Genomic DNA, 17,194 nt, shown 5'->3' with positions numbered 1-17,194 from the left:
GTCTCCTCGATTGCGGTTGCGGTTTCCAGGGACAAAGGGCTGCGTTAGAACTCAGAACGGTGCGTCGATATCCACCACGACAATCAGCTTGTGGTTGACGAACTCCTTGAGCCCCAGCCCGATCAGCTCGCGGCCATACCCCGAGCGGCGTACGCCACCGAAAGGCAGATCGGCCTCGACCTTGGTGGGATGGTTGACGAACACCATGCCGGTGGAGATTTTCTTCGCGACTTCTGCGCCATGGGCCGTGTCCGAGGTGAACACCGAACCGCCGAGGCCGAACGGCGAGTCGTTGGCGATGCGCACCGCATCGTCTTCATCCTTGGCGCGGAACACCATGGACACCGGGCCAAAGAACTCCCAGTAGCGCGCAGGGTTGTCCTCGGCGACATCGGTCAGGATCGTCGGCTGCACGAATGCCCCTTCGACCGGCACGGGCGGCCCGACCTCTTCGGCCTTGGCGCCCAGCTTCACAGCGTCGAGGATCTTTTGCTTGACCTCGTTGGCGGCGCTTTGCGAGGAGAGCGGCGCCAGGGTGGTCTTCGCATCGAAGGGATCGCCGGCCACCAGTTCCGCGACGCCCTTGCGATAGAGCGCGAGGAAGTCGTCATACACCGCATCGACCACGATCATGCGCTTGGAGGACACACAGACCTGCCCGGCATTCCAATGCCGGCCGAACACCGCCCACTGGCTGGTTTTCGCCAGGTCGGCGTCAGCCAGCACGACGAAGGCATCGGCGCCGCCAAGTTCCAGGGTGGACTTCTTCAGGGCTTTGCCCGCTTGCGAGGCCACCACCGACCCGGCGCCTTCGGAACCGGTCAAGGCCACGCCCTGCACGCGGGCATCGTTGATGATCAGCTCGATCTGCGAACGCGTGGCATACAGGTTGCGGAAGGCACCGTCCGGCAGCCCGGCATCCTTCATCAACTGTTGAAAGCGCGCCGCGCTCTGCGGCACATTCGCGGCGTGCTTGAGCAGCACGGTATTACCGGCCGAAAGCTGCGGCGCCAGAATGCGGGCGATCTGGTAATAAGGGAAATTCCACGGCTCGATGGCCAGCAGCACGCCGAGCGGCTCGCACACGAGCATCGCCTCGCCCTCGGCAGGGTCGAGCACCGGGAGTTTCTCCGGCTTGAGCAAGGTTTCGGCGTTGCGCACGTAGTATTCAAAGATTTTTGCCGACAACTCGACCTCGGCTTTCGCCTCGGCGAACAACTTGCCCATCTCCAGCGTCAGCAGCTTGGCAAACCCGTCGCTGTCTTTGCGCAGCAGATCGGCCGCGTTCTGCAGGATGCGTGCACGCTCGGCGAACGGCGTGTCCTTCCAGGCCAGAAACGCCTCATGGGCCTTGCCGATAGCAGCGGTGACTTCCGCATCGGTGGCATCGGGAAAGGTTTGCAGTGTCTCGCCCGTATAGGGATTGATCGTTGCGTACGCCATGTAAACGCTACTCCAGAACCGTTTCGACTAAGGGACCAACCCGCCGCTGAGTGCATGCGCCGGGGCTGACAAAGGTACACCCGTAACAGCTTTCACACATGCAGCGAAAAGTCGCACGTCCACGCAAGCGCGGCATGCCTGGCACATGACTTGGTCTAAAGGACCGTGGCGACGGTCGCTGAAAGAGGTCACGATGCTCCGTCGATCAGCGTCGTCAGTTGATCTTCGTCATAGAAAGGCAAAGAAAGGGCGTCCTGGCGCGGCTTACCTGATGAGCAGGCATGCCCCTTTGCAGCGACTTGTGCCATAAGATCGATAGCGTCGACGACCCGATGGCGCAGCATTGCACCGGGCCTCGGACTGCTTGAAAGGTTGTGCGTTCTTGTTTTGGCACTTGTCGGACCTGCTGTAATGCAAGCTCACTCACGGATACAAGGAGATAAGCATGAAAGCTGCAGTTGTTGCCCAAGGGCAACGCGTGAATGTGATCGAAAAAACCTTACGGCCTCTGAAGCACGGTGAGGCGCTCCTCAAAATGCAGTGCTGCGGCGTTTGCCACACTGACCTGCACGTCAAGAACGGTGATTTCGGCGATAAAACCGGGGTGATCCTGGGCCATGAAGGCATCGGTGTCGTGCAGGCGGTAGGGCCGGGCGTCACCTCGCTGAAACCCGGCGATCGCGCCAGCGTCGCCTGGTTCTTCCAAGGCTGCGGGCATTGCGAATACTGCAACAGCGGCAACGAGACCCTCTGCCGCAACGTCAAGAACTCCGGGTATACCGTCGATGGCGCCATGGCCGAAGAGTGCATTGTCGTCGCCGATTACTCGGTGAAAGTGCCTGATGGCCTCGACTCTGCCGCCGCGAGCAGCGTGACCTGTGCCGGCGTGACGACTTACAAAGCCGTGAAGGTTTCCAATATTCGTCCTGGGCAATGGATCGCGATCTACGGGCTGGGCGGCCTGGGCAACCTGGCGTTGCAGTACGCAAAAAATGTGTTCAACGCCCGAGTGATTGCCGTGGACATCAACGACGATCAACTGCAATTCGCCAAGGAAATGGGCGCCGATCTGGTCATCAACTCGCGCAATGAAGACGCCGCAAAAGTCATTCAGGAGAAGGTCGGCGGCGCTCACGCGGCGGTCGTGACGGCCGTCGCCAAGGTCGCCTTCAACTCCGCGGTCGGCGCCCTGCGTGCCGGCGGACGCCTGGTCGCCGTCGGGCTGCCGCCGGAAGCCATGAGCCTGGATATTCCGCGTTTGGTGCTCGACGGGATCGAGGTGGTCGGCTCACTGGTCGGCACCCGACAAGACCTCGTCGAAGCCTTCGAGTTTGCCGCGCAAGGCAAGGTCGTGCCGAAGGTCACGTTGCGCCCGATCGAAGACATCAATGACATCTTCGACGAAATGCAGCAGGGCAAAATCAAAGGCCGCATGGTGATCGATTTGAGTCATTGATTGGCCATTGGCAGCCGCTTGGGCGGCTGCCAATGCTGTTGGCTCCTCACGCAAGGCCACCGCCTGGCGATCAATGCTCGCCACTGGCGGCGGCCCTGTCCCTGCGAAACGCCCGAACCGTGTCCAGGAACGACTTGAGCAGCGGTGACGGGTCATCGAACCGATAAATACAGTTCAGGTCGACGCCGGCGTTTTCCGGGAGGTCGGTCAATGGGCGATACACCACCCCGCAAAGCGCGAGCACGGTGGCGGATTCCGGCACCAGGCAGATGCCGAAATTGCTCGCTACCAGCGCCACGCCCGTCACCGTGTCGCCCACCTCTTGAGCGACGTTTGGCGTGAAGCCCGCCTGCTGGCACAGGCTCATGACGTTGTCGACAAAGCTGGGGCGCGGCCCGGACGGGAACACGATAAGCGGATAGTCAGCCAATGCCCGAAGCGGGATCGATGCCTGGTGTGCGAGCGGTGATGCTTCGTTGACTGCCAGCAGCAGGCGCTCGGTGGTGACCACCTCATTGGCGATGTCGTTCAACGGTGAGATGAACCGGTTAAACCCTGCGTCAATGCGCTTTTGCCGCAAGGCTTGAATCTGCGCCTCTTTGTTCATGTTGTGAAGCACCACTTTCACGTCCGGAAACGCGCGGCTGAAGGTCAGCAGCAGCTTGGGAATCGCGTCAAGAATGCCCGAGCCGAACACCGCGACGTCCAGCCGCCCGAGCTTGCCCTGGCCCGCCCGCTGGGTGCGTTCGGTGGCCTGTTCGACCACCGAGCGGATGTTGCGCGCCTCGTCGAGCAGCAGTTCGCCGGCGGGGGTCAACTCCATCCCGCGGGGCGTGCGGTTAAACAGTTGCACCCCCAGGTCTTCTTCCAGTTGCTGAATCTGGCGGGTCAGCGGTGGCTGGGAAATATGCAGGCGAACGGCGGCGCGGCCGATATTTTTTTCCTCGGCGACGGCGACGAAATAGCGAAGGTGACGAAGGTCCATCGGGCAGGCCTTTTGTGGAGGAGTCGGGCGCGCTGCAGGCAATCGCGCGCGCGGTTTCGAGCAGACTACGCGAACCGGCCAGCGCCGTGAACGGCCGTCTTGGCCGACCTTTTTAGATACCTAAAAGGTATTGCGTCGTTGGTTTTATGGTATTGGACGGTAATCCTCGGCGGTAATAATTTGTGCTGCGAGAGCACAGACCAGTCGGCGCGCCATGCGTCTTCTAGGTGTGTGACCCCCCACATAAAAATAACAAGTCGAGGATCTCAACATGCTGCATGGAGCCCGTCTGCCCAGATTTCCCTTCAAGACGACCGTTCTCGCCCTTGCCAGCGCCTGTGCCACGGGACCGGCCTTTGCTTTCCAGATAGATGCTGGCAACCCTGACCTGCGCATGTCGTTGGACAACACCGTTAAATACAGTGCGGCCTGGCGCGTGGAAGGCGCCAAAGGCAGTGTGGCGAACAATTCCGTTGGCGTGCAGGCCAACACCAACGATGGCGACCAGAACTTTGGCAAGGGCCTGATTTCCAACCGCTTCGACCTGCTCTCCGAGTTCGACCTGCGCTACAAGCGTAACTATGGGCTGCGCGTGAGTGGCGCGGCCTGGTACGACGATGTCTATAACCAGTCGAACGACAACCCCGGTGCGATGGACGGCGCGCTGGTCAATTCCAAGTCGGTCAATTACAACCACTTCACCGACGCCACCCAGAAACTGCACGGTCGCAAGGCTGAGTTTCTGGATGCGTTCGTCTATGGCAGTTTTGCCCCCGGCGACATGGGCCTCAATCTCAAGGCCGGGCGTTTTACCCAGCTGTATGGGGAAAGCCTGTTCTTTGGCAGCAACGGCATCGCAGCGGCGCAGACATCCCTGGATCTGATCAAGGCCCTGTCGGTGCCCAACTCCCAATTCAAGGAAATCCTGCGCCCGGTGGGGCAGCTTTCCGGCCAGTTGCAGATCACCCCCGATGTGTCGATCGGCGCCTACTACCAGCTTGAATGGCGCAAGAGCCGGCTGCCTGGCGCGGGCAGTTATTTCAGCTTTGCCGACTTTGTCGATGAGGGCGGCGAGACGCTGATCCTGGGGCCGGGTGTCAGCGCGCGGCGCGGTGATGACATCGATGCCAAAAACTCGGGGCAGGGCGGCCTGCAGTTGAAGGTCAAGTCGGGTGACTTCGAATACGGCCTTTACGCCGCGCAGTTCCACGACAAGATGCCGCAGTTCTACCTGCACCCGGATACCGGTGTGTACGAACAGGTCTACGGCGAGGATATTCGCACCGTCGGCTTCAGCGTGAGCACGCTGGTGGGCGAAACCAACGTGGCGGCGGAGATGTCCTTTCGCGACAACATGCCGCTGGTGGCGTCCGGCAACACCGTCATCGTGCCCGAAAGCGCGGGGGCTGATGGCAACAGGCACGCCGCGTTTCCAGTGGGCCGCACCCTGCATATGAACCTCTCGACTGTTTCCGTGTTGAGTGCGAGTCCGATGTGGGACGCCGCCTCCTTTCTCGGAGAGATCGCTTTCAACCGGCGCCTCAGCATCACGGACAACAAAGACCAACTCGATCCGCTGGCCACCCGCGACGCCACGGCCCTGCAATTCATCTTTTCGCCGGAGTACTTCCAGGTCCTCCCGGGCCTCGATGTGCAACTCCCTGTTGGCTTGAGTTACGGGCTGTCCGGGCGTTCGTCGGTCAACGGCGTGCTGTTTCCTTCCGAGCATGGCGGCAATGTCAGCTTCGGCATCAAAGGCGAGTATCAGAAGACCGTCCAGGCCAGCCTGAACTTCACCCATTACTACGGTCCGGCTGGCTCGATCATCCGCTACGACACCCCTGCGCCCGAGCTCTCCTACAAGAACTTCCACGGTGACCGCGATTTCGTTTCGCTGTCGATTCAACGCACGTTTTGAGTTGGCCCCCCAGGTTTAAGGACAATAACAATGCCTAAGACAACAGCGATTTATCTGGCCCTCGCGGCCCTGATCGGCAGTGCCAGCGGTGCACAGGCGGCGGTCAGCGCCCAAGAGGCCGCGACCTTGAAAACCACCCTGACGCCCATGGGGGCCGAGCGTGCCGGCAACAAGGACGGCAGCATCCCGGCGTGGAGCCCGACCCCGACGATAGCGGCGGCCAGCACCAAGGTCGGCGATATTCCCACCCAGGTGTTCGGCAACGAAAAAGTGCTGCTGCAAATCAATGCGCAGAACATGGCGCAATACGCCGACAAGCTCTCGGAAGGCACCCAGGCGCTGCTGAAGAAGTATGCGCAGAGCTTGCGCCTTGACGTGTACCCCACCCACCGCACCGGCCTCGCCCCGCAGTTCGTGTACGACAACACCGCGAAAAACGCCACCCAGTGCCAGATCAAGGATGGCGGCAAGTCGATGCAGGGCTGTTACGGCGGTGTGCCGTTCCCGATTCCCAAGGAAGGCGTAGAAGTCATCTGGAACCACTTGTTGCGCGTGGAGAACGAAGCCACCGACGTCGCCAGTTTCAAGAACGTCATTCTGACCGCCGACGGCTCGCGCACCATCGCCACGGAAAACGACCAGTCCAACCAGTACCCGTATTACTACAAGGACGGTTCGCCGGAAAAATGGAACGGCGAGTACTTCCTCCAGCGCTTCAGCACCATCGCGCCGCCCTTCAAGTCGGGTGAATCCCTGGTGTTCCGCGACAGCATCGACGTCAAGCAATCGCGCCAGGCCTGGCAGTATCTGGTCGGGCAGCGTCGGGTCCGTCGCGCGCCCACCGTGGCCTATGACACACCGGACTTCGTCGCTTCCGGCGCCAACTACTTTGACGAGGTGCTGGGCTTCCTCGGCCATGTGGATCGTTTCGACTGGAAACTGATCGGCAAGCGCGAGATGTATGTGCCGTACAACGACAACGCACTGGTTACCGCTTCGGTGGATGAAGCCTACGGCGCCCATCACCTGAACCCGGACAAGCTGCGTTGGGAACTGCATCGGGTCTGGGAAGTGGAAGCCACCGTTGCCAGCGGCAAGCGCCACGCGGTGCCCAAGCGCAAGTTCTACATCGACGAGGACTCGTGGATGGTGCTGTTGGTCGATGGCTACGACAGCGAAGGCAAGCTCTGGCGCACCAGCCAGGTGACGCCGTTCGTATTGCCGCAAGTGCCGATGCTGGCGATGAAACCAGCGAATATCTTCAACTTGCAGGCCAACACCATGAGCTCGACGCAGTCGCTCAATGGCGCGAAATACACGCTTGTCCCGCGTCATCCCGATGCCCATTTCACCGGGGACGCGGTCGCCGCCGAAGGCGTGCGCTAAGGCCGTTATCTACCTGCGGTTCCGGCATCCGGCGCGTGTCCGGTGGCCGGTTCCATTGCCATGACTCGCCCCGCCGACGCCGCGCACAGCGGTGACGTCGCGGGGACGTTTTGAAGTCGAGTACGTACCATGCTCACCCAGAATCCGCTTTTGCGGCGCTCGCTGTCCGCTGCCGTTGCCCTTTTCATCGCTGCCGTGTCGAGCGTTGCCCAGTCTGCCAACCCCCCATCCGTTCCCGATCTGCTGGAGCTTCCCGCATTGGAAAGCCAGCGCGCCCAACAGGCACTGCACCTGGCCGTCACCGCTGCCGGCGAGCGCCTGGTGGCGGTGGGCGAGCGCGGTATCGTGCGGCTTTCCGACGATCGCGGGCACACATGGCGCCAGGCCAGGCACGTGCCGGTGAGTGTGGCGCTGACGGCGGTGGCGTTTGTCTCCGCCAGCGAAGGCTGGGCGGTGGGCCACAGCGGCGTGGTGCTGCACAGCACGGACGGCGGCGAGACCTGGACGCGCCAGCTGGAAGGCAATCAGGTCGCGCAGATCGTGGCGCAGGACGCCCGTGAGCGCGCGGCGGCAGGCGAGGCGGGCGCGGACCAGCGGCTGCGCAGCGCTGAAGCGTTGGTCGAAGATGGCCCGGATAAACCCTTTCTCGATGTGGCGTTCGTGAGCGCCACCCAGGGCTATGTGGTGGGCGCCTATGGCTTGGCCCTGCAAACGCACGACGGCGGCGCCAGTTGGCAGTCGCTGATGGGGCAGGTGCCGAATCCGCGTGGCCGGCACTTGTATCAGGTGCGGCTGCGCGACCAACAAGTGCTCCTGTGTGGCGAGCAGGGCGCGCTGTTCCGTTCCACCGATGGCGGGCGCAGCTTTGCCGAAATCCATAGCCCCTACAGCGGAACGTTCTTCGGGGCGCTGATACTCGACGACCACGCTGTGCTCGCCTATGGCCTGCGCGGCAACGCCTGGCGCAGCCTGGACTATGGCCTGACGTGGCAGCAGGCTCAGATCGGCCAGCCGGTAACGCTGAGCGCCGGCCTGCGCCTGCGCGACGGTTCGCTGTTGCTGGCGGACGAGAGCGGTCGCCTGCTGCGCAGCACCGATAACGCAGCCCATTTTGCAACGTTGCCCCTGCACCCCGGCACCGGGATCACCGGTCTGGTGCAAGCGCGCGATGGTGCGTTGATCCTCTCCAGTTCGCGGGGAATGTCGCGAATCGAGCCCGAGGCGATTGAAGCCGGAGCCAAGCCATGAGCCATATGCCGTCCCTACCTGCCGATGCAGTGATTGCCGATTTGAACAAGTTCGACCAGCGCTCGGGCACGTTCGCCGAACGGCTGCTGTTCAACAACCGTTTGGCGATTACGCTGATCTGCCTGCTGATCACCCTGGTGCTGGGTTACCAGGCCCTGGGGCTTTCGCTGAATGCCGCCTACGAAAAGATGATCCCCACCGGCCATCCGTACATCGCCAATTTCCTCGAAAACCGTAAACAACTGGCGGGGATGGGCAACACCCTGCGCATTGCCGTGGAGGCCAAGGAGGGGTCGATTTTCGATGCCGACTACCTGAACACCGTGCGCCAGCTCAGCGATGAGGTGTTCCTGATTCCCGGCGTCGACCGGCCTTACATGAAATCGCTGTGGGCCCCGGCGGTGCGCTGGACCGGCGTGACCGAAGACGGCCTGGACGGCGGCCCGGTGATTCCCGATGACTTCGACGGCTCGCCCCAGAGCCTCGAACAAGTGCGCATCAACGTCGAGCGCTCCGGGGAAATCGGGCAGTTGGTGGCGGCCAACTACAAGTCGAGCATCATCCTGGTGCCGCTGCAGGAGAAGATCGCCGAAACCGGCGAACGCATCGATTATCACCGGTTGTCCCAGCGTATCGAGCAACTGCGCGCCAAGTATGAGTCGGACAAAATCGCTATCCACGTCACGGGCTTTGCCAAGGTCGTAGGGGATCTGATCGACGGCCTGAAGCAGGTGCTGGTGTTTTTTGCCGCCGCCATTGCGATCTGCACTGCGGTGCTGTTCTGGTACACCCGCTGCCTGCGCAGCACCTTGCTGGTGGTGTTGTGTTCGATGGTGGCGGTGGTGTGGCTGCTGGGGCTGTTGCCGACGCTGGGCTATGAATTGGACCCGTACTCGGTATTGGTGCCGTTTCTGGTATTCGCCATCGGCATGAGCCATGGCGCGCAGAAAATGAACGGCATCATGCAGGACATCGGGCGTGGCACCCACCGGCTGGTGGCGGCGCGCTACACGTTTCGCCGCTTGTTCCTCGCCGGCATGACCGCGTTGCTGGCCGATGCGGTGGGCTTTGCGGTGCTGATGGTGATCGACATCCAAGTCATCCAGGACCTGGCCATCACTGCGAGCATGGGGGTGGCGGTGCTGATTTTCACCAATCTGGTGTTGCTGCCGATCCTGCTGTCGTACACCGGCGTCAGCCCGGCGGCGGCCCAACGCAGCCTGCGGGACGAGCTGCAGGAGCGTGACGACAAGGCGCACAAAAAGCACCCGTTCTGGGCGTTCCTCGACCTGTTTACCCGCCGCCCCTGGGCCACGGTTGCCGTGGCGCTCGGGCTGGTCCTGGGCGGTGTGGGCCTGGCCGTGAGCACGCAGTTGAAAATCGGCGACACCGACCCGGGGGCGCCGGAGTTACGGTCGGACTCGCGTTACAACCGCGATAACGCGTTTATCGTCGCCAACTACGCCGCCAGCAGCGATGTGTACATCGTGATGGTCAAGACCCCGCAATATGCCTGCGCCCACTACAGCACCCTGCACACGCTGGATGCGCTGGAGCGCGAGTTGCAGCAACTGCCAGGGGTCGAGACCACCAGTTCCCTTGCGGGGTTGGCCAAGACCGCCAACGCGGGCATGAACGAGGGCAGCCTCAAATGGTTCGAGATGCCGCGCTCCCAAGACATGCTCAATTCGATCATCACCCGCGCGCCCCGGGAAATGTTCAACCAGAACTGCGACCTGCTGACCCTCTACGCCTACCTCAAGGACCACAAGGCCGACACGCTCACCAGCGTGGTCAATACCGTGGAAACCTTCGCGGCCAAGTACGGCACGGACGACATCCGAATCCTCAATGCCGCCGGGAATGCCGGGGTCGAGGCCGCGACCAACATCGTGGTGAAGAAAGCCAACACGCAGATGTTGTTCCTGGTCTACGCCGCCGTGATCGTGCTGGCCTTCATCACGTTCCGCTCATGGCGTGCGGTGGTGTGCGCGGTGGTGCCGCTGATGGTCACCTCGGTGCTGTGCGAGGCGTTGATGGTGGGGCTGAACATCGGCGTCAAAGTCGCCACGTTGCCGGTGATCGCACTGGGCGTGGGCATCGGCGTGGACTACGCGTTGTATGTGATGACGGTGACCCTGACGCACTTGAAAGCCGGCATGACGTTGTCGCAGGCGTATTACAAGGCGCTGATTTTCACCGGCAAGGTGGTGGTGCTCACCGGTATTACCCTGGGCATCGCGGTGGCCACCTGGGCGTGGTCGCCGATCAAGTTCCAGGCTGACATGGGCATCTTGCTGGCCTTCATGTTCGTCTGGAACATGCTCGGCGCGCTGATTCTGCTGCCGGCCCTGGCGCACTTTTTGTTGCGCCCCAAGGCAGCGGTCGCGCACGTCTGAGGCGAATGCTCGCCAACGCCGGCGCCGCGCCGCTGCGCAGCGCCCGGTGAACGTCACAGCGGTGAAAAGGACGGAGTTACGATGCTGAGTCAATTGAGCCTGCATCCACGGGATCTGCTTGCGCTGCTGTCACTCGCGGCTGCCGCGTTCGCCAGTGGCATCGATGCCTTCGGCTGGCAGGTCGGCTGGTTGCTGGCGATGGTGGTGTCGGGGTTGTACCTGCTGCACGGAATTGGCCGGCGCGAGCAACGGGTCGTGGCGGCGCTGGCGCATACCCGCGCGCTGCTCGACGACCGGCAACCGCTGGCGGGTGACGCCCTGGCATCGATCGAGCGCTTGCAGGCGGTGCTGCACGACAAGGTGAGCGCGGTCAAACGCATGCGCACCTTGGCCTGTGACCTCACCGTGGCGACCGGCACGCTGGTCTCGGGCTTTACCGAAGCGGTGGCCACGGCGGACCGTCAATCCGCAATGGCCCGCGACGCCATGGTGGACGTTGAAACCATGGCCGAGCAGGCCCGCGTGACCGCCACGGAGGCGACGGTTCTGGCACAGGCAAGCAGCAGCGCGCGCGACCAGGTCAGCGCCGGTGGCGAGCAGGTGCAACGGGTCGCCGACGACATGCAGGATCTGTCCAACGTCGTGGCCTCGGTGGCCGAAGAGTTCGACCGCGTGCGCGAGCAGGTGGCGCGGGTCGGTGAAATCGTGGCCATCATCCAGAGCATTGCCGGGCAAACCAATCTGTTGGCGCTCAATGCTGCCATCGAGGCGGCGCGTGCCGGCGAGCAGGGGCGCGGTTTCAGTGTGGTCGCCGATGAAGTGCGCAAGCTCGCCGAAAGCACCGGCAGTGCGACCCTCAGTGTGGGCGAGATCATTTCCCTGATCGGCCAGAGCATCGACCGCCTTGACCAGCGCCTGGCCCAGACCCGTCAAGGAGCCGCGCAAGGGGTGACGCGCGCCAGCCAGGCCACGGCGGTGTTGAACGGTATTGCCGCCACATCCCACAGCGTGCAACAGGCGGTGCACGGCATTGCCGAACGCGCCGACAGCGAGACGCAAACGGCGCGCAAGGTGCTGGCCGACTCCAGCGACGTGGCGCGCCTGGCCGTCGAACTCGACGACCACGTCAACGGCTGCAACACCGGCCTGCGCGGGCTGATGCTGGGCCTGGTCGACCTCAAAAGCCTGGCGGGAGAAATTGATGTCAGCCGCGATGCGCATGCCGCCATGCTGGAGGCGATCGAAGAAATCCGCGCCCATAACATCATGGTGTTGAATGCCCGCGAAACCGCGCAGATGGTCGCGCATATCCAGCGCATCCACGCGTTGGACCAAGAGATAGACACCTGGCTCGCGCAGGCGATAAGCGCATGCGCGCCGGTCGATGCACGGCGCAGTGATAGCCTGTCGGGCGTGCGCAAAGCGCTGGATGCCTACCGCCATGTGCGTGACGAGTTGCTGGAGGCCGCGCAAAGTGGGAGGCTTGAGCACGCGCTTGAACGCGGTACGCCCTTGGTTCGTCAGGCCTACCGCGTGGTAAAGGAGGCATGCGCTGCCTTAGCGGCTTAGACTCGGGCCCACGGCGAAGGCACTGGATCGCTTGTAGAACAATAAACGCCAGCGGCGTGGCAAGGGCTCGAGCCCGCCAGTCGACTGGTCCGCGATGGGCTGGGCTTTAGGTGCTTACATGGCAGAGCAACCCCTGATTGAGCGCTTCAATCTTCGTTCACGACTGCGCTTCAATGTCGAAACCGGGCAAATCTGGCTCGACGAGAACCGCATGCTGTTGATGCATGCCAAGGCGTTCGGCGCCTTACGCCAGGAACTGATGGAATCCCTCGGGCCCAGCCGCGCCAAGGGGCTGTTGTTTCGCATGGGTTTTGCCGCCGGCCAGCACGATGCCGATCTCGCCCAGAAACTGTTCGGCGAAGGCGACAACTACGACGTATTCAAGATCGGCCCCGAGTTGCACGCGTTCGAGGGCTTGGTGCGCTCGACCATTATCGAGGCCAAGATCGACTGGGAAGACGGCAGCTTTTTTGGCACGGTCAATTGCGATAACTCCTGGGAAGCCGAGTCCCATTTGCAGTTGTTCGGGGTCAGTGCCGAGCCGAGCTGCTGGAACCTGGCCGGCTATGCGTCGGGCTATGTCACCCGCTTCTTCAAGCGGGTGGTGATCTTCCGCGAAACCCAGTGTGTCTGTTGTGGCGCTTCCAGCTGCATGCTGGAGGGACGGCCAATCGAGGCCTGGGGGGATGCGGAGTTCTTGCAACATTGCCTGCCCCCGAAGATGCGCAAACCACCTTCGAGCAGTTGCAAGAGGAGCTCTGGCAACTGCGCGGCTGGCAGCGCGAGCAGCGCCCGCCGGGCAAGTTGGTGGGCAGCTCGCCAGCCTTTACCGCCGCCTTCAGCCTGCTGAGCCAAGCCGCCAACAGCCCCATCACCGTGTTGCTGCTCGGCGAAACCGGGGTGGGCAAGGAAGTGTTCGCGCGCTGGCTGCATGAAAACAGCGGGCGCGGTGAAAAGCCGTTTGTGGCGGTCAACTGCGCTGCCATTCCCAATGACTTGATCGAATCCGAGCTGTTCGGTGTGCAGAAGGGCGCCTACACGGGCGCCCAGGCTTCGCGCCCCGGCAAGTTCGAACGCGCCGATGGCGGCACGCTGTTTCTCGATGAATTGGGGGAGCTGTCGCCGGCGGCTCAAGTCAAGTTGCTGCGCGTCCTCCAGACCGGCGAGGTCGAGCGCCTGGGCGATGACAAGGTGCGCAAGGTCAACGTGCGCTTGGTGGCGGCGACCAACGTCAATTTGCAGCAGGCGATTGCCGACGGCCGTTTTCGCGCCGACCTCTACTACCGCCTGGCCACGTACCCCTTGGAGATTCCACCGCTGCGCAAGCGCAAGTCGGACATTCCCGTGCTGGTTGCCGTACTGCTGGAAAAATACGCACCGCTGTACCACAAGACCATTCAAGGCGTGAGCGACCTGGCGATGCAGGGCCTGATGGCCTACGACTGGCCGGGCAACGTGCGTGAACTGGAAAACCTGGTGGAGCGTGCGGTGCTGCTGGTGCCGTCCGGCGGGCACATTGAATTGCAGCATCTTTTCCCAGGCGTGGCACCGGTGACCGCACACGGCGCGGTGATCGACCGCGAAGGCAAAGTGGGCAATGCCGACGAGGCCAGGACCGAGCAGTTATACGAAACCTTGCTGGTCGACGGCTTCGACCTGCAGGCCCATGAAGCGCGTTTGCTGCAACTCGCCGTCACGCGCGCCCATGGCAACCTGACCCACGCGGCGCGCCTGCTCGGTATCACCCGCCGACAGTTGGCGTACCGGGTGAAACAGGCATTGGGGGACGACAGCCCGGCTGCGAGCGCCTGACAAAAGCGTACGGTCGTCACCCTATTCGATGCGCCGCCACTGCGCCTTTGCGCTTCCCGTTGTGGGGACGCGCGAGGGGAGGAGGGTGGCTGCGCTGTTTTCGTTTTAAGGCACCTTAGGGTGCCTTTTTTTCGCCTGTTTTACCGATCACGGCGGTCGCTCATTGACCGACGCCCCGGCCTTTGCGCAAGCAGCCTTACGTTTTTGTAAGGCTGGAAGGGGGGATGGACATAAACGTCAGTCCAGGGGCTGGGTCCAGGGGCCTGATTTTCGCATTAAGTCTTTTAAATCAGTTGCTTACCTTTGTTGGCACCATCTCTGCAATACAGGGTTGAGTGTGTGAACCCGGCTCTTGCCCGCCTGCCCAGGCGGGACGGAGCCGACCTCATCTAGCCAATAAAGGAGACAATAAATGGCGATGACAGGTGTATTGCGTCCGGGCCATGCCCAGGTGCGCGTGTTGAACCTTGAAGAGAGCGTTCATTTCTATCGCAATGTGCTGGGGCTGGTCGAGACCGGGCGGGACGATCAGGGACGGGTGTACTTCAAGTGCTGGGACGAGCGCGATCACAACTGCTATGTGATCCGTGAAGCGGACACTGCCGGTATCGACTTCTTCGGTTTCAAGGTGCTGGACAAGGCCACCCTGGAAAAGCTCGATGCCGACCTGCAGGCCTACGGGCTGGCGACCACCCGCATCCCCGCCGGTGAGTTGCTGGAAACCGGCGAGCGGGTGCGCTTCGAATTGCCCTCGGGTCATCTGATCGAGCTGTACGCCGAAAAGAGCTGCATCGGCAACGGCATCCCCGAAGTCAACCCCGCGCCGTGGAATGCGGCGCGCGAGCACGGTATTGCGCCGATTCAGTTGGACCACTGCCTGCTGTACGGTCCCAACATTGCGCAAGTGCAGAAAATCTTCACCGAAGTGCTGGGCTTCTACTTGGTCGAACGCGTCCTCAGCCCGGAAGGCGACGGTGACGTCGGCATCTGGCTGTCGTGTTCGCACAAGGTTCATGACATCGCCTTCGTCGAGTACCCCGAGAAGGGCAAGCTGCACCACTGTTCGTTCCTGCTCGAGTCCTGGGAGCAGGTGCTGCGGGCCGGCGACATCATGTCGATGAACGAAGTGAACGTCGATATCGGCCCCACCCGCCATGGCGTGACCCGTGGCTGCACCATCTATGCCTGGGACCCCTCCGGTAACCGCTTCGAAACCTTTATGGGCGGCTACCACCCCTATCCGGACTACCAGCCGCTGTCCTGGACCTACGACAACTTCGCCCAGGGCCTGGACTACCCGCAACGCAAGTTGCACGAATCGTTCCTGACCGTCGTGACTTGAGGGCGCTCCCATGAGTTGCCCTGATCAGTCACTCGAGATGCAGCCGGCCGACATGGACACGCGCAAGCGTTACGTGCGTGTCACCGGCCGTCGTGGCAGCCAGTTCGTCGAATTCGACTTTGCCATCGGTGAGCCGGAATTGTTCGTGGAAATGATCCTGACCCACGAGGCCTTTGCCGAGTTCTGTCGCGCCAACCAGGTACGCCCCATGGCGGCGTTGCCTGAGGTGGCAGGCGAGGACGAGGACGACGCCCGGCAATGGGACTGGCGTCTGGCGGATGCCACTCAGGTTCGTTTCAAAAACTAATCGTTGTTGACGCTTCGCCCCCGGTGAAGCGTTGGTGGGAGTCAGCTATGCACATCGATCTTCGTACGGTCAGCATCCAGCCCTTGCGGCAGACGTTCGACCATTTGGCCCGTCGTTTTGGCGACAAACCGTCTTCGCGGTACCAGGAAGGCAGCTACGACATTCAAGCGGTGGAAAACCTGCATTACCGGCCGACCTGGGACCCGGATCAAACCCTGTACGACGCCAGCGTCACCCAAATCGTGATGAGCGACTGGTACGTATTGAAAGACCCGCGCCAGTTCTACTACAGCACCTACACCCTGGCACGCGCCCGGCAGCAGGAAACCACCGAAGCCAACTTCAACTTCGTCGAAACCCGCGGCCTGGTGGACCTGTTGCCAGACGCCCTGCGCCAACGCGTCCTCAACCTGCTGGTGCCGCTGCGTCATGCCGCCTGGGGCGCCAACCTCAACAACACGTTCGTCTGCAGCTATGGCTACGGAACGGTGTTCACCCAGCCGTGCATGTACCAGGCGATGGATAACCTCGGCATCGCCCAGTACCTGTCGCGCATCGGCCTGCTGCTGGGGTCAACCGACGCCCTGGAAGCCGGCAAGGCGGCCTGGATGGAGGGCGATGCCTGGCAAGGGCTGCGCCGTTACACCGAGGACTGCCTGGTGGTGCGCGACCCGTTCGAGCTGTTTGTCGCGCAGAACGTAGCCTTGGACGGCTTGCTCTACCCGCTGGTGTACCAGGGCATCGTCGACGACCAGTTCGCCGCCGACGGCGGAGCGCTGGTGGCCATGCTCACCCAGTTCATGAGCGACTGGTTCGAGGAAACCCGCAAGTGGGTGGACGCGGTGATGAAGGTGGCGGCAGCCGAATCCGAACATAACCGCGCGCTGCTACAGGCCTGGACCATCAAGTGGCGCGACCGCGCCGCCGCGGCCCTGCTGCCGGTGATCGAGCAGGAGTTTGCCGGCAACGCGGATGAAGTGATGAGCGAGCAACTGGCGGCCTTCCGGGTACGCCTGGATAAAACCGGCGTTGGGGTCTGAGGAGCGGCTATGTCGACTGTATTTATTGCACTGCAAACCAATGAAGAAACCCGCCCGATCATCGAAGCGATCGAGCTGGACAACCCTGAAGCCGTGGTCAACCGCGAGCCGGCCATGGTCAAGATCAACGCGCCGGGCCGCCTGGTCATTCGTCGCGAAAGCATCGAAGCGCAACTGGGCCGCAGCTTCGACATGCAGGAGCTGAACGTCAATCTGATCACGCTCTCCGGCAATGTCGACGAAGACGAAGACGCCTTGACCCTGACCTGGGGCAACTAAGCGAGGATAT

Annotated in this window: 15 protein-coding genes; 12 read left to right on the top strand and 3 right to left on the bottom strand. The window is 62.3% G+C overall.

The genetic code is table 11. The annotated features are described in order from the left end of the window. Window positions 1-51: 51 nt before the first annotated feature. Together BLR63_RS11175 and BLR63_RS31155 are read right to left on the bottom strand one after the other, a co-directional pair. Window positions 52-1,443: an NAD-dependent succinate-semialdehyde dehydrogenase gene (locus BLR63_RS11175; protein ID WP_010567307.1), complete on the bottom strand. Its 1,392-nt coding sequence runs from the start codon at window positions 1,441-1,443 to the stop codon at window positions 52-54. A gap of 188 nt (window positions 1,444-1,631) precedes the next feature. After that, window positions 1,632-1,787, bottom strand: coding sequence for a hypothetical protein (locus tag BLR63_RS31155; RefSeq protein ID WP_156791902.1), 156 nt, complete (start codon window positions 1,785-1,787; stop codon window positions 1,632-1,634). Between the two features lie 101 nt (window positions 1,788-1,888). Here BLR63_RS31155 and adhP point away from each other — a divergent pair, with 101 nt between their 5' ends. Continuing rightward, window positions 1,889-2,899, top strand: coding sequence for an alcohol dehydrogenase AdhP (gene adhP, locus BLR63_RS11170; protein ID WP_010567306.1), 1,011 nt, complete (start codon window positions 1,889-1,891; stop codon window positions 2,897-2,899). Between the two features lie 70 nt (window positions 2,900-2,969). On the opposite strand, the gene BLR63_RS11165 is transcribed toward adhP, so the two are convergent. Beyond that, complete coding sequence (locus BLR63_RS11165; RefSeq protein WP_010567305.1) at window positions 2,970-3,884, bottom strand: LysR substrate-binding domain-containing protein; 915 nt, start codon at window positions 3,882-3,884, stop codon at window positions 2,970-2,972. Window positions 3,885-4,155: 271 nt separating this feature from the next. On the opposite strand from BLR63_RS11165, the gene BLR63_RS11160 reads away from it, so the two are divergent. From BLR63_RS11160 to BLR63_RS11115, 11 genes are all read left to right on the top strand, one after another. Then, on the top strand, window positions 4,156-5,802 hold the full coding sequence (locus BLR63_RS11160) for a DUF1302 domain-containing protein (protein ID WP_010567304.1): 1,647 nt from the start codon (window positions 4,156-4,158) through the stop codon (window positions 5,800-5,802). A 30-nt stretch (window positions 5,803-5,832) separates the two neighbouring features. Then, entirely contained in the window at window positions 5,833-7,188 is a 1,356-nt protein-coding gene (locus tag BLR63_RS11155; RefSeq protein WP_010567303.1) for a DUF1329 domain-containing protein, read from the top strand. Between the two features lie 129 nt (window positions 7,189-7,317). Next, on the top strand, window positions 7,318-8,436 hold the full coding sequence (locus BLR63_RS11150) for a WD40/YVTN/BNR-like repeat-containing protein (RefSeq protein ID WP_010567302.1): 1,119 nt from the start codon (window positions 7,318-7,320) through the stop codon (window positions 8,434-8,436). Next, window positions 8,433-10,835 (top strand): efflux RND transporter permease subunit, encoded by a 2,403-nt coding sequence (locus BLR63_RS11145; protein WP_010567301.1) that lies wholly within the window; start codon window positions 8,433-8,435, stop codon window positions 10,833-10,835. Before BLR63_RS11150 ends, BLR63_RS11145 begins: the two co-directional genes overlap by 4 nt. 81 nt (window positions 10,836-10,916) lie before the next feature. Further along, window positions 10,917-12,404 (top strand): methyl-accepting chemotaxis protein, encoded by a 1,488-nt coding sequence (locus BLR63_RS11140; protein WP_010567300.1) that lies wholly within the window; start codon window positions 10,917-10,919, stop codon window positions 12,402-12,404. Between the two features lie 118 nt (window positions 12,405-12,522). Next, window positions 12,523-13,254, top strand: a complete 732-nt coding sequence (locus tag BLR63_RS31860) for a XylR N-terminal domain-containing protein (protein WP_231998160.1) — start codon at window positions 12,523-12,525, stop codon at window positions 13,252-13,254. Further along, window positions 13,212-14,216 carry a sigma-54 interaction domain-containing protein gene (locus tag BLR63_RS31855; RefSeq protein ID WP_231998186.1) on the top strand — a complete coding sequence of 335 codons (1,005 nt, stop codon included), beginning with the start codon at window positions 13,212-13,214 and terminating at the stop codon, window positions 14,214-14,216. The genes BLR63_RS31860 and BLR63_RS31855 overlap by 43 nt, the downstream gene beginning before the upstream one ends. A 412-nt stretch (window positions 14,217-14,628) precedes the next feature. Continuing rightward, entirely contained in the window at window positions 14,629-15,558 is a 930-nt protein-coding gene (locus BLR63_RS11130; protein WP_010567298.1) for a catechol 2,3-dioxygenase, read from the top strand. Between the two features lie 10 nt (window positions 15,559-15,568). Continuing rightward, window positions 15,569-15,865, top strand: a complete 297-nt coding sequence (locus BLR63_RS11125) for a phenol hydroxylase subunit (protein ID WP_010567297.1) — start codon at window positions 15,569-15,571, stop codon at window positions 15,863-15,865. A gap of 47 nt (window positions 15,866-15,912) precedes the next feature. Continuing rightward, window positions 15,913-16,905 (top strand): aromatic/alkene monooxygenase hydroxylase subunit beta, encoded by a 993-nt coding sequence (locus BLR63_RS11120; protein WP_010567296.1) that lies wholly within the window; start codon window positions 15,913-15,915, stop codon window positions 16,903-16,905. 9 nt (window positions 16,906-16,914) lie between these two features. After that, the gene (locus tag BLR63_RS11115) at window positions 16,915-17,184 is read left to right on the top strand and encodes an MmoB/DmpM family protein (protein WP_010567295.1); all 270 of its coding nucleotides are present in this window, start codon (window positions 16,915-16,917) and stop codon (window positions 17,182-17,184) included. Window positions 17,185-17,194: the final 10 nt, after the last annotated feature.

This window comes from Pseudomonas extremaustralis (assembly GCF_900102035.1).
GTDB lineage: Bacteria > Pseudomonadota > Gammaproteobacteria > Pseudomonadales > Pseudomonadaceae > Aquipseudomonas > Aquipseudomonas extremaustralis.
The sequence above is the reverse complement of the archived record's forward strand: the minus strand, read 5'-3'. Positions and strand labels throughout refer to the sequence as shown.